Source organism: Rhodococcus sp. DK176 (genome assembly GCF_038447315.2).
GTDB lineage: Bacteria > Actinomycetota > Actinomycetes > Mycobacteriales > Mycobacteriaceae > Rhodococcus_F > Rhodococcus_F jostii_A.
The window spans coordinates 1,835,775-1,858,983 of record NZ_CP118321.2; the positions used below are offsets into that span (position 1 = coordinate 1,835,775).

At 67.5% G+C, this 23,209-nt stretch carries 21 protein-coding genes; 5 read left to right on the top strand and 16 right to left on the bottom strand.

The window, feature by feature from the left end; all coding sequences use genetic code 11:
- Positions 1–11 precede the first annotated feature (11 nt).
- On the top strand, positions 12–374 hold the full coding sequence (locus PSR88_RS08680; RefSeq protein WP_009474409.1) for a VOC family protein: 363 nt from the start codon (positions 12–14) through the stop codon (positions 372–374).
- Positions 375–428: 54 nt separating this feature from the next.
- Here PSR88_RS08680 and PSR88_RS08685 read toward each other — a convergent pair whose 3' ends face one another.
- The 6 genes from PSR88_RS08685 to PSR88_RS08710 form a co-directional block, all read right to left on the bottom strand.
- A complete protein-coding gene (locus PSR88_RS08685; RefSeq protein ID WP_009474410.1) occupies positions 429–761 on the bottom strand; it encodes a hypothetical protein in 333 nt (110 codons plus the stop codon).
- A 166-nt stretch (positions 762–927) separates the two neighbouring features.
- On the bottom strand, positions 928–1,251 hold the full coding sequence (locus tag PSR88_RS08690; protein WP_016882959.1) for a hypothetical protein: 324 nt from the start codon (positions 1,249–1,251) through the stop codon (positions 928–930).
- 95 nt (positions 1,252–1,346) lie between these two features.
- The gene (locus tag PSR88_RS08695; RefSeq protein WP_009474412.1) at positions 1,347–1,826 is read right to left on the bottom strand and encodes a MaoC/PaaZ C-terminal domain-containing protein; all 480 of its coding nucleotides are present in this window, start codon (positions 1,824–1,826) and stop codon (positions 1,347–1,349) included.
- 98 nt (positions 1,827–1,924) lie between these two features.
- Complete coding sequence (locus tag PSR88_RS08700) at positions 1,925–2,647, bottom strand: hypothetical protein (RefSeq protein WP_016882958.1); 723 nt, start codon at positions 2,645–2,647, stop codon at positions 1,925–1,927.
- A 17-nt stretch (positions 2,648–2,664) separates the two neighbouring features.
- On the bottom strand, positions 2,665–5,016 hold the full coding sequence (locus PSR88_RS08705; protein ID WP_016882957.1) for a WXG100 family type VII secretion target: 2,352 nt from the start codon (positions 5,014–5,016) through the stop codon (positions 2,665–2,667).
- Positions 5,013–5,438, bottom strand: a complete 426-nt coding sequence (locus PSR88_RS08710) for a hypothetical protein (RefSeq protein ID WP_016882956.1) — start codon at positions 5,436–5,438, stop codon at positions 5,013–5,015. The genes PSR88_RS08705 and PSR88_RS08710 overlap by 4 nt, the downstream gene beginning before the upstream one ends.
- 173 nt (positions 5,439–5,611) lie before the next feature.
- On the opposite strand from PSR88_RS08710, the gene PSR88_RS08715 reads away from it, so the two are divergent.
- Positions 5,612–6,832 carry a fatty acid desaturase family protein gene (locus PSR88_RS08715; protein ID WP_007300454.1) on the top strand — a complete coding sequence of 407 codons (1,221 nt, stop codon included), beginning with the start codon at positions 5,612–5,614 and terminating at the stop codon, positions 6,830–6,832.
- Here PSR88_RS08715 and PSR88_RS08720 read toward each other — a convergent pair whose 3' ends face one another.
- The 3 genes from PSR88_RS08720 to PSR88_RS08730 form a co-directional block, all read right to left on the bottom strand.
- Complete coding sequence (locus tag PSR88_RS08720; protein ID WP_016882955.1) at positions 6,833–8,134, bottom strand: glutamine synthetase family protein; 1,302 nt, start codon at positions 8,132–8,134, stop codon at positions 6,833–6,835.
- Positions 8,134–10,077, bottom strand: a complete 1,944-nt coding sequence (locus tag PSR88_RS08725; RefSeq protein ID WP_016882954.1) for an acyl-CoA thioesterase/bile acid-CoA:amino acid N-acyltransferase family protein — start codon at positions 10,075–10,077, stop codon at positions 8,134–8,136. The genes PSR88_RS08720 and PSR88_RS08725 overlap by 1 nt, the downstream gene beginning before the upstream one ends.
- Positions 10,078–10,192: 115 nt before the next feature.
- Positions 10,193–11,374 carry a PucR family transcriptional regulator gene (locus tag PSR88_RS08730; protein WP_016882953.1) on the bottom strand — a complete coding sequence of 394 codons (1,182 nt, stop codon included), beginning with the start codon at positions 11,372–11,374 and terminating at the stop codon, positions 10,193–10,195.
- 198 nt (positions 11,375–11,572) lie between these two features.
- Here PSR88_RS08730 and PSR88_RS08735 point away from each other — a divergent pair, with 198 nt between their 5' ends.
- Complete coding sequence (locus tag PSR88_RS08735) at positions 11,573–13,318, top strand: aldehyde dehydrogenase family protein (protein WP_011594659.1); 1,746 nt, start codon at positions 11,573–11,575, stop codon at positions 13,316–13,318.
- A 47-nt stretch (positions 13,319–13,365) separates the two neighbouring features.
- Positions 13,366–14,955 (top strand): GMC family oxidoreductase, encoded by a 1,590-nt coding sequence (locus PSR88_RS08740; protein ID WP_016882952.1) that lies wholly within the window; start codon positions 13,366–13,368, stop codon positions 14,953–14,955.
- 71 nt (positions 14,956–15,026) lie between these two features.
- Here PSR88_RS08740 and PSR88_RS08745 read toward each other — a convergent pair whose 3' ends face one another.
- Positions 15,027–15,617, bottom strand: a complete 591-nt coding sequence (locus tag PSR88_RS08745; RefSeq protein ID WP_016882951.1) for a C40 family peptidase — start codon at positions 15,615–15,617, stop codon at positions 15,027–15,029.
- Positions 15,618–15,862: 245 nt separating this feature from the next.
- Here PSR88_RS08745 and PSR88_RS08750 point away from each other — a divergent pair, with 245 nt between their 5' ends.
- Positions 15,863–16,690, top strand: a complete 828-nt coding sequence (locus tag PSR88_RS08750) for an alpha/beta fold hydrolase (protein WP_029539416.1) — start codon at positions 15,863–15,865, stop codon at positions 16,688–16,690.
- A gap of 51 nt (positions 16,691–16,741) precedes the next feature.
- On the opposite strand, the gene PSR88_RS08755 is transcribed toward PSR88_RS08750, so the two are convergent.
- From PSR88_RS08755 to PSR88_RS08780, 6 genes are all read right to left on the bottom strand, one after another.
- Positions 16,742–17,791 carry an ABC transporter substrate-binding protein gene (locus tag PSR88_RS08755; RefSeq protein ID WP_037197136.1) on the bottom strand — a complete coding sequence of 350 codons (1,050 nt, stop codon included), beginning with the start codon at positions 17,789–17,791 and terminating at the stop codon, positions 16,742–16,744.
- A 15-nt stretch (positions 17,792–17,806) separates the two neighbouring features.
- Positions 17,807–18,748, bottom strand: coding sequence for a TauD/TfdA dioxygenase family protein (locus PSR88_RS08760; protein ID WP_016882948.1), 942 nt, complete (start codon positions 18,746–18,748; stop codon positions 17,807–17,809).
- Between the two features lie 76 nt (positions 18,749–18,824).
- Complete coding sequence (locus PSR88_RS08765) at positions 18,825–19,781, bottom strand: TauD/TfdA dioxygenase family protein (RefSeq protein ID WP_016882947.1); 957 nt, start codon at positions 19,779–19,781, stop codon at positions 18,825–18,827.
- A 113-nt stretch (positions 19,782–19,894) separates the two neighbouring features.
- Positions 19,895–20,623: an IclR family transcriptional regulator gene (locus PSR88_RS08770; protein ID WP_011594665.1), complete on the bottom strand. Its 729-nt coding sequence runs from the start codon at positions 20,621–20,623 to the stop codon at positions 19,895–19,897.
- Positions 20,624–20,650: 27 nt separating this feature from the next.
- Entirely contained in the window at positions 20,651–21,946 is a 1,296-nt protein-coding gene (locus tag PSR88_RS08775; protein WP_029539415.1) for an LLM class flavin-dependent oxidoreductase, read from the bottom strand.
- A gap of 16 nt (positions 21,947–21,962) precedes the next feature.
- Positions 21,963–23,192 carry an acyl-CoA dehydrogenase family protein gene (locus PSR88_RS08780; protein WP_016882945.1) on the bottom strand — a complete coding sequence of 410 codons (1,230 nt, stop codon included), beginning with the start codon at positions 23,190–23,192 and terminating at the stop codon, positions 21,963–21,965.
- Positions 23,193–23,209: the final 17 nt, after the last annotated feature.

Here is a 23,209-nt window from a genome sequence, read left to right on the forward strand (position 1 = left end):
GAGGAGTGCTCATGTCGGGCGAACTGTCGTTCTTCGAATTGGGTGTGGCCAACGCGGAGCAGGGCCGAAAGTTCTACTCGGCGTTGTTCGGCTGGGAATTCGAATCCGGGCCCGGCGGGTCGGGTTACTCCATCAACACACCGAACGTCCCGGGCGGGATCCACGGCGGCGACGAGGGCGCCGGCCCGTATGTCTTCTTTCGGGTGCCGGACCTCGACGCCGCGGTCGAGCAGGTACTGGCGCTGGGCGGCACCGTCGACGCCGTCGAGCTGGGCGAAGACACCGAGTCAGTGGCGAAATTCGGGCGGTTCAAGCTGTGCCACGACGACCAGGGCTCCGCGTTCGGACTGCACGAACCGCCGTCCGGCAACTGAATCAGCGCGCCCCGGAACGGAGACTCCCGGGGCGCGCTGATTCGGATCGGTCGGTTACGGCTCGTTCGGCGAGTCGCCTCCGCCCTCGTCACCGCTGAAGGTGGCCGGTTGCGGCAGACCGTCCTCGGGTCCGTCGCACCAATTATCGTACTGGTTGTACGGTTCTGCGCCCCACGCCGGGACGTTGTTCTCGTACGGTTCCGCCCAGTCGTCGCAGCCGGCCGGGCCGGTCGGCGGAACACCAGGAGGCAATGGTGCAACCGTGTCCGGTGCGCGCACCGGTACGACCGCCGAGTCGAGCGCGTCACCCCAGGCGACACCGGATGTTCCCAAACCGATCGAGGCCGCGAACACAGCGACCGCAGCCAATCTCGAGCCGACCTTCATCGTTGCCTCCCATAGGTGAATAACGCTGCCTAAGGGCTGTACCCAAAGACAACGTAAACAATCCTCGGAGGGCGAATTTCGTGAATGAAATTTGACGGACGGTCGGTTTCAGTTCACGACCGAGCTACACGACGGCACATGCCTCGTGCGAACATTCACCGTCGAATCAGGGATTGACCGTCCGGCCCTGCTGGTCATTGACCGGCGGCTGCTGCGCGGAAAGGCCGTCTTCGGGGCCGTCGCACCAGTTGTCGAATTGGTTGTACGGATCGGTGCCCCACGCCGGGACGTTGTTCTCGTACGGTTCCGACCAGTCGTCGCATCCGATCGGACCGTTCTGCGGGAATCCGGGTGGCATCGGCTGAATGACGTCCGGCCGACGCACCGGCACCACCGAGTCGAGACTGCCGCCCCAGGCGACACCGGATGCCCCCAATCCGATCGAAGCCGCGAATACCGCCACCGCGGCCACTCTCCTGCCCATTCTCATGACTGCCTCCGTTGGTTCCATGGCCTCTCGGGGCGGTACCCAGAAACCCGGAAAACAATCCTCGAAGAGAGCGTTTCGTCCAAGAATTTCGACGATCAGTCGGTTTCCGGTCGGCATCGCATGTACATCTCGGTGACCGAGGTCAGGACCTGCTTGCCCGACCCGTTGAGAATCTCCGCCGCGACCGTCACCAAGGCCCGACCGCGATCGTCAGGCGTCACCTCCTCCACAACCAGCTTTCCGGTGAGCACATCACCCGGCTTCACCGGCCGGAGGAAGTTGACGTCGCGCATCCGCACCCCCGCAATGACGCTCCAGCCTGCATAAAGAGTGGTCGCGGACAGTCGCTGACACACCGCGATCGTGTGCACACCACTCGCGATGAGCCCCCCGAAATAGCCACCATCTGCAGATTCACGGTCGATGTGGAACGACTGCGGATCCCACTGCCCTGCGAACTCGACCAGCTCCTCCTCCGTCACCGTGTACGAGCCCAGCTCGAACTTCTCGCCCACCCGGAGGTCGTCCGCATAGACGACGTCACATTTGCTGTCCACTACCAACCGTCCGATCATTCGCTCACGCCTCCACCGAACACGGAGGCTGACGTCGAGGATATGACCGGACGCCGGCGGCGGCGACAGTGCCCTACCGCCGACGGTGGAGGTGGCCGTCAGTTCTCGTCGTAGCGCGGCCAGCCCGGATACGGAGCAAGCGTCGGGTAGGGGGTGTCGTGTGGGAGGTTCCACTTCGCCGGCCGATTCGACGCCTCGTCCGGCATCCGGTTTCGACATTCGAGGAAAGCTGCTTGGTTTCGTGCACTGTATACGTGGTCGACTACCTTCCAGACCCCGAAGACATCGGCGACCGGAGCGCGTTCGGGGCCTTCCGACGACTGACTGAAAGGGCTAGAGCCGGGCGCCGTGATCTCCACGGTTTCGGCAGTAATATTTGTCGATCCGACGTTGAAGAACTGCCCGTCTGGGCCTTCGCGCATCACCGAATAGTCGCCTGTGCACACTGTCGCGAACCAACCACGCTCGGTCGGCGTCATCCACAGCAGATGCTGAAACTGAGTTCCCACGAAGTGGCTCTTCTTCAGCTGATCGGGGTTGCCGTAGTCGGTCAGGAGACGTTCGTCCACGGCTTCAGAAAAACCCGGGTATCCCGCGGCCGGTGTGAGCGCCCGGACCGTGAGGTAGTAGGACTCCATATACGCCCTGACAACCGTCACTTCGGGAGACAACAAATCGATACCCGGATCTGCCGACCAGCGATAGTTATATGCGGTGTTGTCGGGGACGGAATACAACGCTGAGGCGACCACCGGCGACGCCGGTGCTTCGCTCGCAGTATCGGATCCGCAGGCCGGCACGACCAACATCGCCGCGACCATCGGGAAGACCAGACGCCTCACTGCGCGTACCTCATGTCTTTCACTTGGTGACGGCCGGCATTCAACGCATCAATAAAGTTGCCCAGCCCCGTCATTCCCGAGTCCGCCATGTATCCGGCCAGGCCCGACTGCAAGAGAGGGAGCCTCTGGTACGGGTTATCCTCCGCAATTTCATCGTATGGAAGGAGTGGCCCGTCGGTGCCGTCTCGGAATGGGTCGAGTCCTGAGTATGGATCCAGTGCTCCGCCATTTGTGGCCTGAAGGCCAAGCGCAATCTGGTAGTACTGATTCACCAACAACGCGTTGTCGGCGAAGTCTGTATTCGCCTGAAGTGTGCTGTCCGGTATTGAACCCATGACCGCGCTCTTGAATGACGGGTCGGCCAGATCGATACCACTCGAAATCAGAGGGCCTGCTACAGGAATGAATTCGACGCCTTTGCTGATCACTGTCCTGATGGTGTCGTATGCAACTCCCTTGCTCTCGAAACCAGCAGCGTTCTGGGATGTTTCGTCGCCGAGTCGGTCGGCGAACTCGAGGTCGAGCCCCTTGTCCACAACGCCCTGAAGATTGCCTGCCCACGTCCCGTATTGGTAGTGGGGGTTCTGCGGTGTCTGGCCGTCGACAGCCCACGCCTGCTCCAACTGAGCAGACAGCCCCAAGGCGTGCGCATTGAAATACGAGGCACCGTCGGCGTTGGAATCGATCACCGAGAATATTCTCGGCGCATCCTCGAGTCGGAGGTACTCATGGCCCGTCAGGCCGGTGAAAGAGTTGGTTCCCGTGAAGGACTCGGGCACCCCCACCATGTTGCCGATGTACGGCGCGAGCGTTGTGCCCAACGCCCGCGTGATTTCGGGGTTCACCTCACCGATTGCCTGCCCGTTCATCCCGGGGATGTCGAGTAGCTCGGCGTCTTTCGCGGCGAGGATTTGTGCGAGGCCGAATGCCGATTCCCCGGCTTGTGTCGACCGGAATATTTCGCCGGGATCGGATGGATCGGAGGGCCTGGCGTCGTCGGCGATCCAGTCGAACATCCCGGCGACGTTCTGTTCGCCTCCGTCGGTCCAATCACGTTGGAGCAGGGGCATGATGACGTCGTCGCGGTTGTAGTCGGCCGGCATGCCTTCACCGGACAGGATGTTGTGGACGGCGGCATGGTCGCGGCCACCGACGCCGACCATGTCCTGCAGGAGGGTGTCGACGCCGTCGCGGCCCAGCGCGTTGTGGTCGAAGGAGTCCCCGATGAGGAGACTCTTGTCGTTGGTGGCCGAGGCGATCTCGCCGGCACGGGAGAGGAGGCTCTCGCTCAGCTCACTGCCCTGCTGAACGCCCGGGTTCGCGAGACCGAACGCCTTGGTGAATCGTGCCAGGTCATCTCCGTTGTTGACGACCACAGACGGTTGCGGGGCGTCGTGCGCGCCCTTCATCAGGTTGCCGGCCGACGTCACCGGGCCCTCGAACAGTCCTCGAAGGCTGTCCGGAATGTGGCTCTGGCCGCCGACGTCGCCGCTGGCACTACCGATGTTGTAGTTCGACACCACGACGAGGCCGTTGGACAGCGCGCTCGCGGCCTCGGTGCGGCCGTTCGCGCTGTACTGCTCGGACAGTGCGAGGAACCCTTCCTTGCCGGCCGCCGTATAGAACTGTTGCAGGAAATCGATCGTTCCCTGTGGCAGATCGGTGACCTTGCCACCGTCGGCCAGCGTCTGCACTTGTGCGGGAGTGAGCCCTGCGGCCACGATCTCCCGGGCAACACGGTCAAGGACGTCCTGTGCGATGTCGGAACCACCCCGCGCGACCTGCTCACCCAGCGCGGTGCCCTCGTGCCCCGACAGGCCTGCGGCCGCCGGGGCACTCGCCGCCACGGCCCCGAGCGCGTCCCGGATCGCCGTCGCCATGTCCCGGTCGGCAGTGTCGAGTTCCGTCAGCGCTCCACCGAGTTGGCTGCGCCAGTACTCCATCAGCTCGGCACGCTCGGCAGCTTCGGTCTCGCTCATCGTCTTCGGCGGGCTGACGATCTGCCAGTCGTCTGAGACGGTGAATCCGTCGGTTGCCGCCTTGTCGATCACGGTGGCGACGTAGTCCCGCGCATGCCCGAGGCGATCTGCCCCGCCCGCAAGCGCGTTCGATAGATCCTCCAGATCATCTGCGAGCCTGCGGATTTCCGTGCGCTCACTGTTCGCCCGCTGCTCGGCGGCCGCCTGCGCCGGACCGCGCCAGTCGTCATGTCGGCCCAGATCCGCGACAGCACGCTGGACGTCGTCCGCCCGGCTCCGCGTGTCGTCGGCGGTCCGTCCGATTTCCTCGCCCGCCAGTGTCAGGTCCTGCGGGTTCCACACATGCAGTTGCGACCTACGCGGAATCACAGCTCCCCCATCGCCGACAGCTGCGACGCGAATGAGGTGTCGGTGACCTCGTAGTTCTCGGCCCCGTCACCCGCGATGAACGCCATCTCGTCGATGCGACTGGCCGCGACTCCGAGCGCGGACGCGAGGATGTCGCCGGCGTCCTTGCATGCCGCCGCGGTGTCGGACCCCTCGACGGCCCGGACCGCGTGCTCGAAGCTCCGCCGGCCGCCCAACGCCTCGACCTCACGCGCAATGGCGCCGAGCGCGGTGGCCATCGCCCGCAGCATGTCGGGATCGACCTTGACGACCGCGACGTCCGGTCCACCGAGCACCGGCGGCAGCCCGGGGACGGCGGCCAGGGGAGGCTGCGTCGCACCGGTCCCGTCCAGCGACGCAATGACACTCTCCGGCCATGTCATATCGCCCTCTGACATCGACATCTCCCCCTGATAGCCGCATCGAGATCCACCCCCGGATCCGGGTCACCGACACGCTCGGCGACCGTGGAGACAATAGCGGACGCCGTCACACGGACGTGTGACCACAACACGGTTGCGCAACGGTTCGGCGGATTCGCTGATTGAGAATCGGGTGAACCGGGTATCGAGACCAGATGGCCATCACCGATATCAAGGAGTACAGCCACCTCACCGATGCGGATGTGGAGGCGCTGGGCGCGGAACTCGATGCGATCCGGGCAGACATCGAAGAGTCCCGCGGCGCCCGCGACGCGCGGTACATCGACCGGACGATCAAACTGCAGCGGTCGCTGGCGATCGCGGGCAGGGTCGTCCTGTTCGGTAGCCGGAAGAGACCTGCGTGGATCCTGGGTACCGCCTTGATGGGTGCGGCGAAGATCATCGAGAACATGGAACTCGGCCACAATGTCATTCACGGTCAATGGGATTGGATGAACGATCCCGAGATCCACTCGTCGAACTGGGAGTGGGACAACACGTGTCCGTCGTCTGGGTGGAAGCACTCTCACAACTACGTCCATCACAAGTTCACCAACATCGTGGGTCTCGACAGCGACGTCGGTTACGGGATCCTGCGTATGACCCGGGACCAGAAGTGGTCGCCGGTGTACCTGGCGCAGCCGTTCTACAACGTCCTGCTGGCGTTGCTGTTCGAGTGGGGTGTCGCGCTACACCACCTGGACGTGGCGAGCATCCGGCGCGGCGACTACGACCGCGCCGAAACCCTCCGCAACGCGAAGGAGGTGGGACGCAAGATCGCGCGGCAGGTAGGCAAGGACTATGTGGTGTTCCCGGCGCTCACCGGCCCGGCATGGAAGAGCACGCTGACGGCGAACATCACCGCCAACGTGATCCGCAACCTGTGGGCCTACGGCGTGATCTTCTGCGGTCACTTCCCGGACGGTGCCGAGAAGTTCACCAAGGAGGAGTTCGAGAAGGAGACCAAGGCCGAGTGGTACCTGCGGCAGATGCTGGGCTCCGCCAACTTCAACGCCGGCCCGGTGCTGGCGTTCATGAGCGGCAACCTCTGCTACCAGATCGAGCACCACGCGTTCCCCGACCTGCCCAGCAACCGCTACGCCGAGATCGGTGTGAAGATGCGGGAACTGTGCGACAAGTACGACCTCCCCTACACGACGGGTTCGCTCCCGCACCAGTACGGGCTCACCCTCCGCACCATCTTCAAGCTCGCCCTGCCCAACCGCTTCCTGTCGGCGTCCGCGGACGACGCACCGGAGACGGCGTCGGAACTCCGATTCCGCATTCGGGGTGGGATGAAGGAAGTGTTCGGGGTCGATCCTGCGACCGGGAAGCGGCGCGGACTGCGCACCGCGCTGGCGATGATCCGCAACTGACTACGACGTCCACGCGTACCGGAAGCGCTGTGCGACCTCGTCGACCGGTTTGTCCCGGTATTCGGCGAGCTCGTACCCCGTGACCGCCGCGAGCGCCTCCATGATCAGCGGCCCGAACAGATCCCCCGCGAGCGCCGACGACTCGAACATTCCGAGCACGTCGGACGGCTGGGTCGGGAGGAGATCGACGGCGTGGGCGCCGGTCAGTTCCGCCGGGTCGACCGACACCTCGTCCGGGAGGGGAAGCCCAGCGCCGATGCCGTCGTGGGCGGCGCCGAGAATGGCGGCGCTGCTCAGATATGGGTTCGCGGACGAGTCGATGGGTTTGATCTCGACGTTCGCGCCGTGCGGGTTCCCGGCGGTGTCCGCGCAGAGGCGGACGGCGGCCTCCCGGTTTTCCAGGCCCCAGCAGCGGAACACCCCCGACCACATGCCCGGGCGCAACCGCAGGTGCGACAGCGCCGACCCGGCGAGAACGGCCGTGAACTCGGGTAGCGCCCGCAGAATCCCGGCGATCGCCGCTCCACCGGCGGGAGTCAGCCCGTACTGGCCCGGGCCTCCCGACAGGATCGGCAGGTCACCCTCGGCGATCGACACGTGCTGGTGGGCGCCGTTTCCCGCCCCTCCCGCGACGGGCATGGGTGAGAACGACGCCCGCAGCCCCTGGGCACGCGCGACCCGGCCGATCACGGCGCGGGCAAGCACCGCGTTGTCGGCCGCCGTGACAGGATCCGCGGGGGCGAGCGACACCTCGAACTGGTTCAGCCCCGCCTCGGCGTGGACCTGTTCGATCGGTAGCGCGGCCGTCGACGCCGCAGCGAGCAGATGATCGAAGAATTCATCCTGCGCGAGAACAGCATTGAGGCCGTAGGCGGACCATTCTTCGGCGGTCGCCGCGTCGAAGAGGGTGAACTCGATCTCGTGACCGATCCGCGCGGTCAGTCCGGATTCCGCCAACCGCGTCGACACCTGCCGCAGCGCACCCCGGGTGCAGGCGAGCGACGGCGTCCCGTCCTGCTCGGTCAGGCACGCCGGCGCCCAATACGTGCCGTTGCCCAGATCTCGCACGTCGTCACCGTCGATACGCAGACGGAGGTCGCCCACGACGGAGAAGGACGGCGTGAACGCGAGATGGTCGTCGACGCAGAACACATTCCAGCTCGGCGATGCTCCAGCACCGGAGTCGACGAAGGAATCCAGTCTCGAGATCGGAAATACTTTCGCCCGGGACACCCCGGCCATGTCGACGATCGAGCCGACGATGCGGTCCGTGTGGCCGAAGCCGCCCTCTGCGCGGCGCATCAGGCCCTCGCCACCGCGGTGGTCCGCGCGAGGAAGCCGAGCACGCTGTGCACCGCTTCGCGCTGCGCCCGGCCCTGACCTGCGCCCCCGCCACCGAACGCGATGCCGCCGGTCCACTGCGCGTCGGCGGGGAACATTCCGAGGCGGAGGAGGTGGCCGGCGCCGTCGAACGTCCGGTGCTCGTCGCGGGTGTCGGATCGACGCCCGAGAAGTGCCGTGGCCATCTCGTCCGACGGCCACAACTGGTCGTCGGCGCCGGTCAGACACAGCACCGACGCGGTCGCCTGTTCGGCCCGCAGCGTCGCCTCGGCCGGTGCGGCCGGGAGCCCGGCCCGGTAGGCGGCACCCAGGCGCAGCAGGCTCGGCCGGTGCGCGGTGACATCGTGGTGCGCCCGCCACGCGTTGCGGATCAGCTGCGGCATCAGCGCCCCACCCGGCAACGGCGCCCACGGCACGGGCCCGCCGTTCCACGTCCACGACGGGGTGGCGGCGATCTCGCCGTCGGGGCCGATCGCCTGCCACGACACCGAACTCGGACTGACCAGGATCAGCCCGGCGACGGGGAGGTCGCCGACGCAGGCGGAGGCCAACAGTCCCTCCGCGCCGCGCGAAATGGCCATCGCGGTCAGCCGGTTCGCGTCCACCGACGGCTGCGCTCCCAGCGCCTCGACCGCAGACGCGAACCGCTCGAGCGGAATGTTCACCAGCGTCGCGTCGGTGGTCGATTCGTCCACCCACGAATAGGCCAGTGCGGCGTACCCGTTGGCGGCGAGCATCCCGATGGTGGAACGTTGGGAGTCGACGCCGCCCTCCGAGCCGCCGAAGCAGGCGACGCCCGGCCACCCGCCGCTCGGCGCGTCGCCGGCGGGCAGTGCGAGCAGGGCGGGCCGGCCGCCGACTTCGAGGGAGCGGACGGACACTCCGGGGGCGCTCACGTGACGCGTCACCGTCCGCCGCGACGTTCCGTCCGGAGTAATCGCCTCGACGGTGACCAGCCAGGCGGCGGGCGGCGGTACGAAGAGGTCGGGTACCCGGTCTTCGGACACGAAACGCATGGCCCACAGCGGGGCGTCGGCGTCCGCCACGTCCCAATCACCGTGGTCCGGAACCTGTCCGGCGACGTCGACGATTCCATCGGCCGGGACGGTGAACGTGGCCTCGGACCGCCACTGCCCACCGAACAGGTCGGTCCCGGTGGTGCGGACGGTCACCGACGATCCGGGCCGGGCGCCGCGGACGATCAGCGAGAACGCCTCGTCGTGACGCGACGACGCCGGAACGTCGAGTTCAAGGGACCCCGCCGACACGTCCGCGGCCGGCGCGGGCTGCTCGGCGACCGCCGGCTCCGCCGAAGATTGCGTCTCCAGCAGCTGCGACCGCTTCTCGAACCATCCGGGAAATACCGCGGACACCAGCCCCGCGATGCCCATGAGGGTGAACGGCAGCACCCAGTAGCAGACGACGGACAGGGTGTCACCTGCGTCGCGCATGGTGGCGTCGCCGTCGACGATCGGCGGGATCAGCGAGAACACTGTCATCAGTCCGAACGCGGCCACCCACATCCACGTCATGGCCGTGGTGATGTACCGGAAGCCGCCGCTCGCCGCCGTCCGGGCGTCCACGGATGCCGTCGCGTACTCGCGCACGAAGGGCCGCCCGATCACGACGCCCACCGCCGCGATCGCGAACAACCCGAAGTTGCTGAGCGGCTGAAGCCAGCGTTCGAGGACGGCGTCGTCCAGGGTGAGTGCCGCGATCAGCAGCAGCGCGAAAACGGCGACGGTGCCGACCTCGAGGGTCCGCCACCGCTGGCCCCGTAACCGTTGCAGCACCTGGCCAATCGCCGCGATACCGAACGCGATCGCGACGGCAGCGACGAATCCCGTGTTGCCCACCAGGATCCAGTAGACGATCCACGGTGCGAATCCGATGATGAATCCCATTGCACTGCCCCACTGCTCGGCACACCCGAGCGGACGACGGCCGACCCACACATATTGTCGGCCCTCGGGCGGGCGCGGGGGCCGGATTCACCGAGCCGAGCGGGTGCCGCTCAGGTCACGCACCGAGCAGCTGGTGCGCCCGCAGACCGACGTACAGTTCGGCGGCGTCGATGGGGTCGGAGAAGTCGCGTCCCGTGAGGGTGTGGATTCTGCGCAGCCGGTACAGGACGGTGTTGCGGTGGTAGTGCAGTCGGGTGGCCGCCGCGGTGGTGGATCCGCGACAGGAGAACCACGCGTCGAGAGTGGCGAGCAGGCTCTCCTGTTCCTCGGCGGGCAGCGCCAGCACCGGTCCGAGGATCTGGTTCGACGCCAGCTTGCCGGCGTCGGGAACGCTGACCAGCAGCAGCGACACCGGCACCGACTCGTAACGGGTGGGGGTGCATCCGCCGTGTCCGGCGCAGCGACGCGCGATCCGTGCCTGCTCGACGGCCCGGCTCGTCCCGCCGGGACGTCCGAACACCGAGCTGACCCCGATCCGTCCGTGCCCGGTGCGGCCGAGGAGGTCCAACGCGGAATCGAGTACGTCGGCGGTGGCGGCCCACAGCAGTCCGATCCGGCCGTCGACCTCCGTGTCCCACACCGAGTCGACACCCACACCGCGGAGGTCCGACTGCACGACGTCCGCGGCGGACGGAGAGGCCGCCGCTTCGACGGACACGACGAGAAACGTGCTGTTCTCCGGAATCCGGAACGTGCGGAGCGCGTCGGCGGCACCGGCCGGGTTGGCCGCGTGGTCACCGAACAGGGTTCTGATCAGCCGGCCCCGCGACTCGGCGTCCTCGCGGGCGCGCAGGTCGGCGGTCTCCCGGTATGCCTCCGCTGCGCTGTCCGAATAGTCGTCGACGAGCGCCCACACCTGGGCGGCCATGTCGAGCAGCGCGTTGGTGGCGCGGCCCTCCGAGCGATCCATCAGTTCGTCCCAGATCAGGCGGCCGCCGAGCCGGAACGCGTGGAGTAGCGCCGCGAGCGGCACACCCTGTTCGGCCTTCAACTGTCCGGCCGCGCGCGCCGCCTCGAGCCGGATCGGCGCACTGCCCGCGAGGTTGCCCAGCATCGCCGTCAGATTGTCGACGCACGCCGCGTACAACTGCTCTGGAGTGAGGAGGGTCGCCTCCACATAGCCGTGCTCGGCCGACAGGATGCGCGAGACGAGTCGCTCGGACAGCTGGTCCACGGACTCCAGCATCGATCCGAGAAGATCGGTGGGCGACGGCGCGACATCCGAGCTGACAGTCATCCGGCAAGACTATCCACCGGGCGTGGTCCGCGCCATACCCTTTTTGTGCGACGGCATAGCCCGCATGTTCACATTGACAGCCGCTGCCTATGGCGCGACGCCCGGAACTGGGACGAGAATCAGTGTTCTACGCCACAGTAGTTTTTCGTTTCTGCGGCGCGGTCCTTCATGTACTCGACTCGAGCGGAGCTGTCCACAGTGAGCACTTCAGAACCCGAGGCCACCTCCCCCACCCCCGGCGCGGCCTCCCCACATCCGGAGGTCGACGCCGCCCTCGCCGACCTCGCCGAGGGCGAGAAGACCTGGGCCGACCTCTCCCTCGCCGATCGCAGGAAACTCCTCGACAAGGTGCACGACCTCACCGTGCAGCACGCCGCCGACTGGGTGGACGCCGCGGTCGCGATCAAAGGACTGGACCCCAAGTCGCCGCTGGTCGGCGAGGAATGGATGTCCGGACCGTACCCGCTGGCCACAGGCACCGCGGCGCTGTCGGCGAGCCTGGCGAAACTCGAATCCGGGACCAGTCCGCTGGACGGCGCCACGTTCGGCACCGCCCCCGGCGGCCGCACCACCGTCAAAGCGCTGCCCCTGAACATCTTCGACAAGCTGCTGCTCAGCGGATTCAGCGCGGACGTGTGGCTGCAGCCGGGAATCGATCGTGCGACGGCACAGCGCGACGCCGGCCTCGCCCAGCGCGACCCGTCGCGGACTCAGGGCATCGGCGTGGTTCTGGGCGCCGGCAACATCACCTCGATCGCCCCGCTCGACACCCTGTACGAACTGATCGCGCACAATCGCGTCGTCGCACTCAAGCTCAACCCCATCACCGACCGCCTGCTGCCCGTGCTGACGCGTGTCCTCGAACCGCTCATCTCCATCGGCGCGGTCCGGTTGCTGACCGGCGGTGCGGAGGTCGGGACGTATCTGGTGCACCACGACCTCGTCGACCACGTGCACATGACGGGCAGCGCGCTCACCCACGACGCGATCGTGTTCGGCACCGGCGAGGAGGGTGCACGGCGCAAGGCGGCGAACGAGCCCATCCTCGGCAAGGCCATCTCCAGCGAACTCGGCGGTGTGTCCCCCACCATCGTGTTGCCCGGTGAGTGGAGCCGCGCCGACATCAAATTTCAGGCCGAACACATTGCGACGCAACGACTCCATAATGGCGGCTACAACTGCGTCGCGGCGCAGGCCGTGGTCGTGTCGTCCGAGTGGAAGCAGCGCGACGAGTTCGTGGCCGCCCTGAAAGAGGCCCTCGACACGGCACCGGACCGCGCCGCGTACTACCCCGGCAGCGACTCCCGGGTCGCCGGCGCCACCGCGTCGTTCCCCACCGCCGCACGCCTGGGCGAGAACGGTGGACGCGTCCTCGTCACCGATCTCGAGCCCGGCGCCTACGCCCCGCTCCTGCAGACCGAGTACTTCGCTCCGGTGCTCGGCGTGATCGACCTACCCCACGGAGGCGCCGAGTTCGCGGCACACGCCGCCGACCTCGTGAACGAGGACTTCATCGGCACCCTCGGAGTCAACATCGTCGCCGCACCGCAGACCATCCGCGAGCTGGGCGCGGAGTTCGACTCACTGCTCGAGAGCCTCCGCTACGGGACCATCGCCGTCAACGCGTGGACCGGCGTCGGGTACCTCACCGCCACCGCGACCTGGGGAGCCTTCCCCGGCCACACCCTCGACGACGTCCAGAGCGGCATCGGCGTGGTGCACAACGCCCTCCTCATCGACCGGCCGGAGCGCACCGTCGTCCGGGGCCCGTTCCGCCCGTCGCCGCGGTCGATCCTGAACCGTGAGATGTCCATCTCGCCCAAGCCCCCGTGGTTCGTCACCAACCGAACCGCCGCCACGACCGGCCGATTGCTGACAGGATTTGCCGGTGCACCCTCATGGACCCGGCTGCCGGCGATCTTCGCGTCCGCGCTGCGTGGATGAGGCTGCATGTCCTCGATCCCTCACCCTCGTCGAAGTGGAGATGAACGATGAATCAGGAACTGTCTGTGGCCGACTACGTGATCGTGGGGTCGGGTTCGGCAGGTGCCGTGCTGGCCGACCGGCTCAGCGCCGACTCCGGCAGCGAGGTCGTGGTCCTCGAGGCCGGCGGTGAGGACAAGGACAAGTTCGCGCACATCCCCGCCGCATTCTCGAAACTGTTTCGCAGTGAGTTGGATTGGGACTACCTGACCGAGCTGCAACCCGGGCTCGGCGGGCGGACGATCTACTGGCCGCGCGGCAAGATGCTCGGCGGCTCGTCGTCGATGAACGCGATGATGTGGGTGCGCGGGTTCGCCGCCGACTACGACGAGTGGGCCGAACTCAGCGACGACTCCTGGTCGTTCAAGGAAGTGGTCAAGTACTTCCGCCGCATCGAGAACGTGCAGGACGCGTCGGACGCCGACAGCGGAACCGGCGGACCGATCGTCGTCTCGCACCAGCGGAGCCCCCGCGCTCTCACCGGGTCGTTCCTCGCGGCGGCCGAGGAGACCGGCTACCCCGTCGAACGGGCGAACACCACTCGGCCCGAGGGCTTCTCACAGACCATGGTCACGCAGAAGCGGGGCGCCCGGTGGAGTACCGCCGACGCCTACCTCCGGCCGGCGCTGAAACGGAAGAATCTGACCGTCCTCACCGGCGCCCAGGCCACCCGGGTGCTGTTCGAGGGCACCGCGGCCGTCGGCGTCGAGTACGAGAAGGACGGGGTGCGACGCACCGTCCGCGCCGCGAAGGAAGTGATCCTCGCCGGCGGGGCGATCAACTCCCCGCAACTCCTCATGCTGTCGGGCATCGGCGACGAGGCGCAGTTGCGTGAGCACGGAATCGCGGTGCAGCAGCACCTACCGGAGGTCGGGAAGAATCTGCTCGATCACCTGGTGTCGTTCCTCGGCTACAGCGTCGACTCGGACTCGCTGTTCGCCGCCGAGAAGATCCCCGAGCTGCTCAACTACCTGACTCGTCGCCGCGGCATGCTCACGTCGAATGTGGCCGAGGCGTACGGCTTCACGCGCAGTCGGGACGATCTGGCACTGCCCGACCTCGAGATGATCTTCGGGCCCGCGCCGTTCTTCGACGAGGGCCTCATCCCGGCAACAGGTCACGCCGCGGTGATCGGCACCATCCTCGTGAAACCCGAGAGCCGAGGCGAGATCTCGCTGCGGTCGGCGGATCCCCTCGCCAAGCCGATCATCGATCCCCGCTACCTCAGCGACAGCGGCGGAGTCGACCGGCAGGCGATGCTCGAAGGACTGCGCCTATGCGATGCCCTCGCATCGGCCCCGGCACTGAAGTCGCGGCTCGGCAACATGATTCGCCCGGCGGTCACGCCGAGCACGCCACTCGACGAGATCCTCGCCCGGGCACTGCAGGAGAATGCCCACACCCTGTACCACCCGGTCGGGACATGTCGCATGGGCAGCGACGACGCCAGCGTCGTCACACCCGACCTGCGGGTCCGCGGGGTCGACAAACTGCGCGTCGCCGACGCGTCGATCATGCCCGCCATCATCCGCGGGCACACCCACGCACCCTCCGTCCTCATCGGTGAGCGGGCGTCGGATCTGATCCGCAACTCGTAGGGCGCTTCGCGCCCCGTGCGTGGTTTGCGAGTGCAGAGACTCGTTAACCACGCACGGGCGGCGGAGCCGCCTCAGTACCGGCGCGCCGCGTAGAACGGCATCGAATCGAGGGGCGCCTGCTTCACGGGCTGCCCGGCGGTGGGCGCGTGGACGACCGTGCCGTTCCCGGCGTAGAGCCCGACGTGGTTAGCCCCGTTGAACAGGACGAGATCACCCGGCTGCAGGCTCCCCTTGTCGACGGGCGCGCCACCGTTCAGCTGGTCGTAGGTGGTGCGGGGTACCGAGATGCCCGCCTGCTTGTACGCCCACTGCACCAGACCCGAGCAATCGAAGGCATTCGGCCCGGTGGCGCCCCAGACGTAGGGCGATCCGATCTTCGATTCGGCGGCCGCGAGAGCCTGCGCACCGTGGGTGGACGGCGACGCCGGCGGGGCAGGCAGGGGTCCCGGCAGGGGCGCTGGGTTCGGAGCCGGAGCCGGAGCCGGAGGCACTGGCGGCACGCCTGGTACCTCGAACGTCCCAATCCCTGGGATCGTGATCGGCTCCGCTGCAGCGGGAGCAACGGGAAGCAGAAACGCTCCCACTCCCACACCGGCGGCGATCAGAAGACCGCCGGTCGAAAACTGCAGACGATTGCCCCGACGCAATCTATGCTTGGCCATTGAGCTGAGTCCTTCAATTCATGAGGTTCCGGCGACATCAGTGCCGCTCGGACGAGACGTTAGATAACATCCCGGTCACGGACTCGGCAGACAACGGCCGAATGGCCCATACACATACCTGTTTTCGCAATCCAGGTATATAACGATCAGATCTCGAACCGACCGGTCCGTCATGAAACCCCAGAAACAGGTATGCCTTCAGGCAATTCGGCCCGTTACCGAAGGCATGCGCGTCGTCCACGCTGTTGGGCGTGTCACTGATCCAGAACTCAGAACCCGAGATCTCCGGGGTACCCGCAGGTGCGGACGCCGCGACCCTCACCGTCGTGGGGCGCGGCTCACCGGTCGTCTTCCTGCACGGATGGGGGCTCACCCCGCGGGTGTACGGCCGCAGCCTGTCGATGCTCGCCCAGCACGGGCATCGCGTCCTCACTCCGACACTCCCCGGCTTCGGCGGAACTCCCGACCATCCGCCCGAGGCGCGGACCTTCGCCGGTTACGCGGCCTGGCTGGGACGGTTCCTGGACGAGGCGGGAATCAGCGAACCGATCACACTGATCGGCCACTCCTTCGGCGGGGGCGTCGCCATTCAGGCTGCCCATGACCTTCCGGAGCGGGTCGCGCGCCTGGTGCTCGTCAACTCCGTGGGCGGTGGCGCCTGGTCGTCCGACGGCTGGGGAATACGGCCCATCGGCGAGAGGCCGCTGTGGGATTGGGGCGCGTCGGCCCTGGGTGAGGCACTGTCGATCCGGACCATCGCCCACACGGCGGCGTCGCTCGTCAACGGCTTCCTGCCCAATACGCTGCGGGATCCGGGTGCGGTCTGGCGCACCGCACACCTGGCCAGGCGGGCGGACCTGCGCCACGAACTCGGCGTCCTCGCCGACCGGGGACTACCGGTGTCCCTCGTCTGGGGTCGCGGGGACCGGACGATTCCGCTCGCCAGCTTCGAGTCGATGCGGAAGGCACTCCGCAATCCGCCCGTCCTCACCGTGACGGGCGGCCACGGCTGGCTGATTCACGACCCCACCACGTTCGCCGATACCCTCCGCCGGGCACTCCGCGGCCCGTGAGCGGTTGACGAGTCCAGAGACTCGCTAACCGCGCACGGGCGGCGAAGCCGCCTACGCGTACGGGTTGTACTCGTTCGTGAAGAGGTCCTCCGCCGCCGCGCCCCCGGGTTTCAGCACCCCCAACCGCACGCCCTGGTCGATCCAGATCTGGAACTCCCCAGGGGCGATCACTCCCCCGGGCGCGGGCACGCCGGCACTCTTCCACTGCCGGACGAACTCCGTGGACTCGTTCCGCCCACGCCCCTCAACGATCTTCACGAACCGGTCGACCACCTCCTCCTTCGGGACCGTCTGCGTCCATCGCACGGCACGCGCGACACCCTGCACGAAGTCGCGGGTCGCCTCCTCGTTCTTCGCGATGAAGTCGTTCCGGAACACCACCGACCCGATCCCCAACGGTCCGGTGAGATCGACATCCGTGAACAGCGGCGTCAACCCGCCCCGGCCGAGCGCGGCATCCTTCACGATCCCGCCGAGATTCCCCACGTCGATCTGTCCCGACCGCAGTGCCTGTTCCGTGTTGTTCGGGGGCACGACGGTCAGCTCGACCTGGTTGATCTCGTCGTCGGTCAGTCCGGCACGAAACAGCCATTCCTTGATGACGTACTCGTGGTAGGCGCCGAGGGTGTTGATACCCACCTTCTTGCCGATCAGATCACGGGCCGTCCGGATGGGGCTGCCCTCGAGGACGTAGTAGCCGTTGAAGCTGTCGGCCTCGGTGTCGCCGTCCGAACCGTACACCGACACGACCCCGGTCAGCGGCGCCCCGGCGTCGACGAGTTTCGCGATGGCGCCGTTGAACGCGGACCCGAAATCGGTGTCTCCGGTGGCCGCCGACTGAATGCTCTGCGGTCCACTCGTCGTGTCGCCCTGCCACTCCAGCTGCACCTTCTCGAAGTAGCCGAGGTCCTCCGCGAGTTCCGGGAAGGTGACACTGGCCGGGCTGCCCTCGTACCGCAGCACCGTCTTGCCGTCCGCCGTGGTGCCCCCGCCGAACGCCGACCCACCACATGCGGCCACCACCAGCGCCACGGCGGTGCCCAACACCGCCGCAACGATCGATCTGTTGCCGCGCAACCCGATCGGCAACTCAGCCCTCATGTCGTCTCCCGTGGCTCAGTCGGCGCCGTGGAACGCGCTGCCGACCACCGACCGCGACGGCTGACCGTCGACGCCGACCGGAACATCACCTTCGACGGTGGTGCGGTAGAGAACCCGAACGACGTCGAGGTGGTCGAGATCCGCCGGCGCGAGGTGCGCGGTGATGCGGTTGTCCCACACCCCGATGCTGTTGTTCTGCCAGCGAACCCGGACGGTGTAGGCCGGGTTCGTGACCTCCTCGAACAGCAGGTCGAGAATCCGGTCGCTCTGCGCCGGGGAGACACCGAGGATCCGGCTCGTGAAACCGGGGGTGACGAAGAGCCCGCGCTCACCGGTTTCGGGATGCACCCGGACCACCGGATGCTCCGTCACGATCGGCTTGGTGGTGACGTTCTGCTCGGCATCACTGCCCGCCTCCCATCGCTTCTGCCGTCCCCCGAAGCGGTGCTCGGCGCGCAGGCCGTCCACGAACGTCTTCAACGATTCCGGCAGGTTGGCATACGCCGCAGCGAGATTGGTCCAGGCGGTGTCGCCCCCGACGTCCGGCACCAGCTCCGATCGGAGGAAGGTGATCGCCGGCGGGTTCACCAGCGCCGAGACGTCGGTGTGCCAGAAGTTCGCATAGCTGTATTTGCGGGCACCGCCGCGGGCCGCGTACTTGCGGCTGTCCACCTCCAGGATTTCCGGGTAGCCCTCGGGGGCGTTGTAGTCGTACGGGTGGGCGGGTGTCACCTTGCCGAAGTGTCGGGAGAACCGGATCTGCGCCGCGTGGTCGAGAGGCTGGTCGCGGAAGAACAGCACCTTGTGGTCGAGCAATGCCTGCCGCAGTCGTGCGGCGGCGGCCTCGTCCAGGTCACCCGCAAGATCCACACCGCTGACCTCCGCGCCGATATAGCCGGCGACGGGAGCGATCCGGAGCTCGGTGACGACACCGGGACGGTCGTCGATAACTGTCATTTCTGTTGTCTCCTTGGTTCTGTGAGTGGCTGACGAGTCCAGAGACTCGCTAACCGCGCACGGGCGGCGAAGCCGCCTACTTCTCGCCGCGGAACGCCGCACCGGCGATGGACGTGGACTCCTTGCCGTCGGGGCCGACGGGAACGTCGCCCTCGAGGGTGGTGCGGTACAGGACGCGGGTGACGTCGAGGTGGTCGAGGTCGGTGGGCGCGAGGTGGGCGGTGGCACGGTTGTCCCAGAACGCGAGGCTGCCCGGCGCCCAGCGGAACCGCACCGTGTAGGCGGGATTCGTCACCTCGGCGAACAGCAGGTCCAGCAGGCGGTCGCTCTGCGACGGCGAGACGCCGACGATCCGGCTGGTGAAACCGGGCGTGACGAACAGTGCCCGCTCCCCCGTCACCGGGTGCACACGGACCACCGGGTGTTCGGTGACGAGCGGGTTCTCCCGCGTCTTCTGGGCGTAGCTGCTGTCCTCGGCCCACTGCGGGTGCCGTCCGCCGAACCGGTGCTCGGCGCGGAGACCGTCGACGAGGTTCTTCAACGAGTCCGGCAGACCCTCGTACGCGGCGACGAGGTTCGTCCACTGGGTGTCGCCGCCCTGCTCCGGGACGATGTGGGCGCGCAGGATCGTGCCGGCAGGCGGATTGATCAGCGCGGTGACATCGGTGTGCCACTTGTTGTCGTAGCTGTACTTCTTGCGCCCGAAGCGCTTCTCGTACTTGCGGCTGTCGACGGCGAGGATCTGCGGGAAACCTTCGGGGGCTTCGTCGTCGTACGGGTGCGACGGTGTCACGTCACCGAACTTCCGCGAGAACGCGATCTGTTCGGCGTGCCCGATCTCCTGGTCGCGGAAGAAGAGGACCTTGTAGCGGTGCAGGGCGTCGCGTACCTGCGCTACCTCGTTGTCGGCCAGCTCTTTCCGGAGGTCGATTCCGGAGATCTCGGCGCCGATGTGCCCGGCGACGGGACGGACCTCGAGCGCGGTGTCGGCGGTCTGATCCGAGTCGGCGGGCGCGGCGGTGGTGAGTGTCATGAGTACTCCTGGTTTCGGGCTGAATCGATACGTCGCGATCATCATCGAATTCCGAACCACGTTGCTACAACGGTATTTTCACAATGCGAAAAAGGTTCACCCTGAGTTTTTCCCTACCGGAACGCGGGAAATGCGGTTCCGGCCCCCGCACCGATCCGCGCCGCGACGCCGCGCATCGGCGGCACGATCTCCCGCACCAGTTCGTCGGTGAGTCGCCGGCGCAGCGCCTGGACCCCCAATGCGCCGCGGGGCCGTCCCTCGGGGTCGAGAACGGGAACCGCGACGGCGAGGATGTCCCGGTTCTCCGAGGAGAAGGCCGCGGCGTACCCCAGCCGCCGGACCCGTTCGAGGTCGGAGGACGCCGTCACCGAACTGCTTCGACGTGCGGACGCCGTCCCGAACGCCAGGATCGCCATCCCCATCGCGCTGCTCTGCAGCGGTTGACGTGCCCCGGGCAGCTGATGCGTGCAGAACCGTTCGGGTGGGCGCGCCGAGAAGACGGTGACCGCGACGTCGTCCTTCGCGACCCCGAGACTGGTCGTCAGCTTCACACGCGCGGCGAGCGAATACAGGTGAGGGGCGAACGATTCGGCGTCGAGCCGCCCCAGCGACGGCAGGGCGAGGGAGATCAGGCTCGGCCCCACCCGATAGCAGTCGGTCCGCTCGTCACGCTCGAGTAATCCGCCGCGGACGAGGGCCTGCACGATGCGATACGCGGTGCTGACGGCCAACCCGGTGCGGGCGGCGAGCGCGCTGACGGTCAGGTCGGTCGCCCCCTCGAAGCAGGCGAGTACCGCGATCGCCCGTTCCACCGCCTGCGAGCCCGACCGCGGTGACGTCACGAGCCCCTCCTTACCGTCTGAACGAACTCAGGCCGAGCGTGCGGCGCCGTACTCGGGAAGCGGCACCGCGAAGCGCTCACGCAGGGTCTTCTCCGCGTATTCGTGACGGAAGAGCCCCCGCTTGCGGAGCAGGGGCACCACTTCGTCGACGAAGGTGTCGAGTCCGGACGGCAACGCGTCGGGCATCAGGTTGAATCCGTCGGCCGCCTCGGCACGGAACCACGCCTCGATGGTGTCGGCCACCTGATCCGGTGTGCCGATCACGGCGCGGTGCCCGCCACCGCCGTCCAACTCGCGAAGAAGCTGGGCCACGGTCAGATTCCGCTCGCGCGCCAGCCCGACCACTGATTCGCGGAACCCGAGGGAACCCGCGAACGTCGACGGGTCGGGCGGCCCGTCCAGCAGCGACGCCGGGATCGGCTGGTCTAGGTCGAGTTCCGCGAGCGGGACTCCGAGGGTCAGACTCAGCCGGTCCCAGCCGAACTTCGCCGGGACGTGGGCGCGGAGCTGTTCGTGTCGCGCGACGGCCTCCGCTTCGGTCGAGCCGATGACCGTGATCAGCCCGGGCAGGATCTTCACGTCGTCGGGGTTGCGGCCGGCCGCCCGCGCCACGTCCTTGACGTGCTTGTAGTGTCTGCGCCCGGCGTCGAGCGTCAGCTCCGCGGAGAAGACGCCGTGTGCGGTGCGGCCGGCGAGGTCACGCCCGGCGGGTGACCCGCCCGCCTGGATGAGCGGCGGCTGCCCCTGCTCCGACGGCGGCACCTGCAGCACGCCGTCGACGTCGAAGAATTCGCTGTGATGAGACACCGGGACACCGCTCCGGGCGCTCTCCCACAGCGCGGTCACCACACCGACGAACGCCTCGGCACGGCGATAGCGGTAGTCGCGGTCCGGAATCTGGTCGAATCCGAAATTGGCTGCGACCGTCGGCGAATACGTGGTGACCACGTTCCACGCCACCCGGCCGCCGCTCAGGTAGTCGAGGGACAGGAAGCGTTCGGCGAGATCGCGCGGGTCGTTGAACGTGGTGGAGGCGGTCCCGATCAGGCCCAGGTTCTCGGTGGCCGTCGCCACGGCCGCCAGGATCACCGACGGTTCCAGCGCCCGGGTCGGCTTCACCCGGGGGTTCTCCCAGAAGCCGGGACCGTCGGCGAGGAAGAACGCGTCGAGGGTGCCACGCTCGGCGATCTGCGCGATCCTGGTGAAGTGATCGAGGTCGACGAACGAGTGCGCGTGCACGTCGTCGAGCGTCCACGCTCCGGGGGCGATTCCCACGTCGAGGACGTTCACGTTGAGCACCAGTTGGCGTCGGGATCTACTCACGGCAGTGCCTTCCGAATCAGAAGAATCCGGTGTCGGGAAGCGGGGTCTCGTTGACCACGAGGTCGCCGATCACCCGCGCCTTGTACACCGTCGGGTTGTGGGAGAACAGGGTTCGCAGGTTGCGCCAGTGCCTGTCCAGGTGCGCCGACTCCCGGGTGGCCGAGGCGCCGCCGACCTCGAACAGCCGGGTGGCCGCCCGGAGCGCGATGTCCTCGATGGCCACCTTCACCTTGGCGGCCAGTACCGCGGCCTCCTGCTCGAGCCTCGTGTCGACGCCGGAGGTGCGCGCGACGTCCGCGGCCACATCCTGTGCTGCGGCGGCCGCCCGGACCACGGACTCCGCCGCGAAGGCAGCCGCCGAGAGGGTTCCGACGATCTCGAGCAACTGCGGGTCGTGCCGTGGTTCTTCGGCGACTGCAAACACGAAGTTGCGCTTGCGGCCGCGGATCAGCTCGGCGGACTCGGTCGTGACGGTGCGGAGGATGCCCGCCGCGATCGCGTGCAGATACAACTGGGGAAGCGCCTGCCGCGGCCGGGTCTCCTCGTCGCCACCGCGGAACGGCAGCGTCTCGGACTCCTCGACGGCGACGTTCTCGAACACCGTCGTCCCGCTGCCGGTGTGGCGCTGGCCGATTCCGTCCCAGTCGTCCTTGTGGACGATCCCGGCCCGGTCGGCGGGAACGATGGCGCTGAGCACCTTGCCGTCCGGGAGGTTGGCGGAGACCCGGATGAAATCGGAGTACAGCGAACCGGTGCTGTAGAACTTGACCCCGTTCAGGCGGTATCCGCCGGGATCCGGTGTCAGAGTGGATTCGAAGCTGTAGGAGCCGACGGCGCGGGTGCTCAGTTCCGACGACGCGCCACCGAACAGTGTGCCCGAGAGGATCTCCGGCAACCATGCGTCCTTGCGCTCCGTGCGTGGGGCCCGCAGCACTTCCTCGACGAACGCGTAGTGGACCCGGACGATGTGTGGCACATCGGGATCGGCCTCGGCGAGGTCGATCACCAGATCGAAGAGATCCTGCAAGGTGTAACCACCGCCGCCGTGTTCCCGCGGCACCCGCACGGCCCCGAGCCGGTGTTCGCGGATCAACTCGACGGCCCGTCGCGGGCCCTCGGTCCCGCCACGGGTGCGCCGCCGCGCGGCGTCCTCGGCGATCTCGGCGATCACGGCCGCCAGCTCGGCGGAGCCGCGGGCAGGTGGACGCACCGCCTCCGGCGCGGGGGCCTCGGATACCGCTGTCATGGTGAATCTCCTGTCTT

Excerpts from the sequence above, each read along its gene's own strand:
- PSR88_RS08730 (WP_016882953.1), bottom strand. The coding sequence starts at position 11,374 with ATGACTGTCAGCTCGGATGTCGCGCCGTCGCCCACCGATCTTCTCGGA.
- PSR88_RS08725 (WP_016882954.1), bottom strand. The coding sequence starts at position 10,077 with ATGGGATTCATCATCGGATTCGCACCGTGGATCGTCTACTGGATCCTG.
- PSR88_RS08740 (WP_016882952.1), top strand. The coding sequence starts at position 13,366 with ATGAATCAGGAACTGTCTGTGGCCGACTACGTGATCGTGGGGTCGGGT.
- PSR88_RS08765 (WP_016882947.1), bottom strand. The coding sequence starts at position 19,781 with ATGACACTCACCACCGCCGCGCCCGCCGACTCGGATCAGACCGCCGAC.
- PSR88_RS08720 (WP_016882955.1), bottom strand. The coding sequence starts at position 8,134 with ATGCGCCGCGCAGAGGGCGGCTTCGGCCACACGGACCGCATCGTCGGC.
- PSR88_RS08690 (WP_016882959.1), bottom strand. The coding sequence starts at position 1,251 with ATGAGAATGGGCAGGAGAGTGGCCGCGGTGGCGGTATTCGCGGCTTCG.
- PSR88_RS08755 (WP_037197136.1), bottom strand. The coding sequence starts at position 17,791 with ATGAGGGCTGAGTTGCCGATCGGGTTGCGCGGCAACAGATCGATCGTT.
- PSR88_RS08710 (WP_016882956.1), bottom strand. The coding sequence starts at position 5,438 with ATGTCGATGTCAGAGGGCGATATGACATGGCCGGAGAGTGTCATTGCG.
- PSR88_RS08680 (WP_009474409.1), top strand. The coding sequence starts at position 12 with ATGTCGGGCGAACTGTCGTTCTTCGAATTGGGTGTGGCCAACGCGGAG.
- PSR88_RS08780 (WP_016882945.1), bottom strand. The coding sequence starts at position 23,192 with ATGACAGCGGTATCCGAGGCCCCCGCGCCGGAGGCGGTGCGTCCACCT.
- PSR88_RS08715 (WP_007300454.1), top strand. The coding sequence starts at position 5,612 with ATGGCCATCACCGATATCAAGGAGTACAGCCACCTCACCGATGCGGAT.
- PSR88_RS08760 (WP_016882948.1), bottom strand. The coding sequence starts at position 18,748 with ATGACAGTTATCGACGACCGTCCCGGTGTCGTCACCGAGCTCCGGATC.
- PSR88_RS08685 (WP_009474410.1), bottom strand. The coding sequence starts at position 761 with ATGAAGGTCGGCTCGAGATTGGCTGCGGTCGCTGTGTTCGCGGCCTCG.
- PSR88_RS08745 (WP_016882951.1), bottom strand. The coding sequence starts at position 15,617 with ATGGCCAAGCATAGATTGCGTCGGGGCAATCGTCTGCAGTTTTCGACC.
- PSR88_RS08700 (WP_016882958.1), bottom strand. The coding sequence starts at position 2,647 with ATGGTCGCGGCGATGTTGGTCGTGCCGGCCTGCGGATCCGATACTGCG.
- PSR88_RS08695 (WP_009474412.1), bottom strand. The coding sequence starts at position 1,826 with ATGATCGGACGGTTGGTAGTGGACAGCAAATGTGACGTCGTCTATGCG.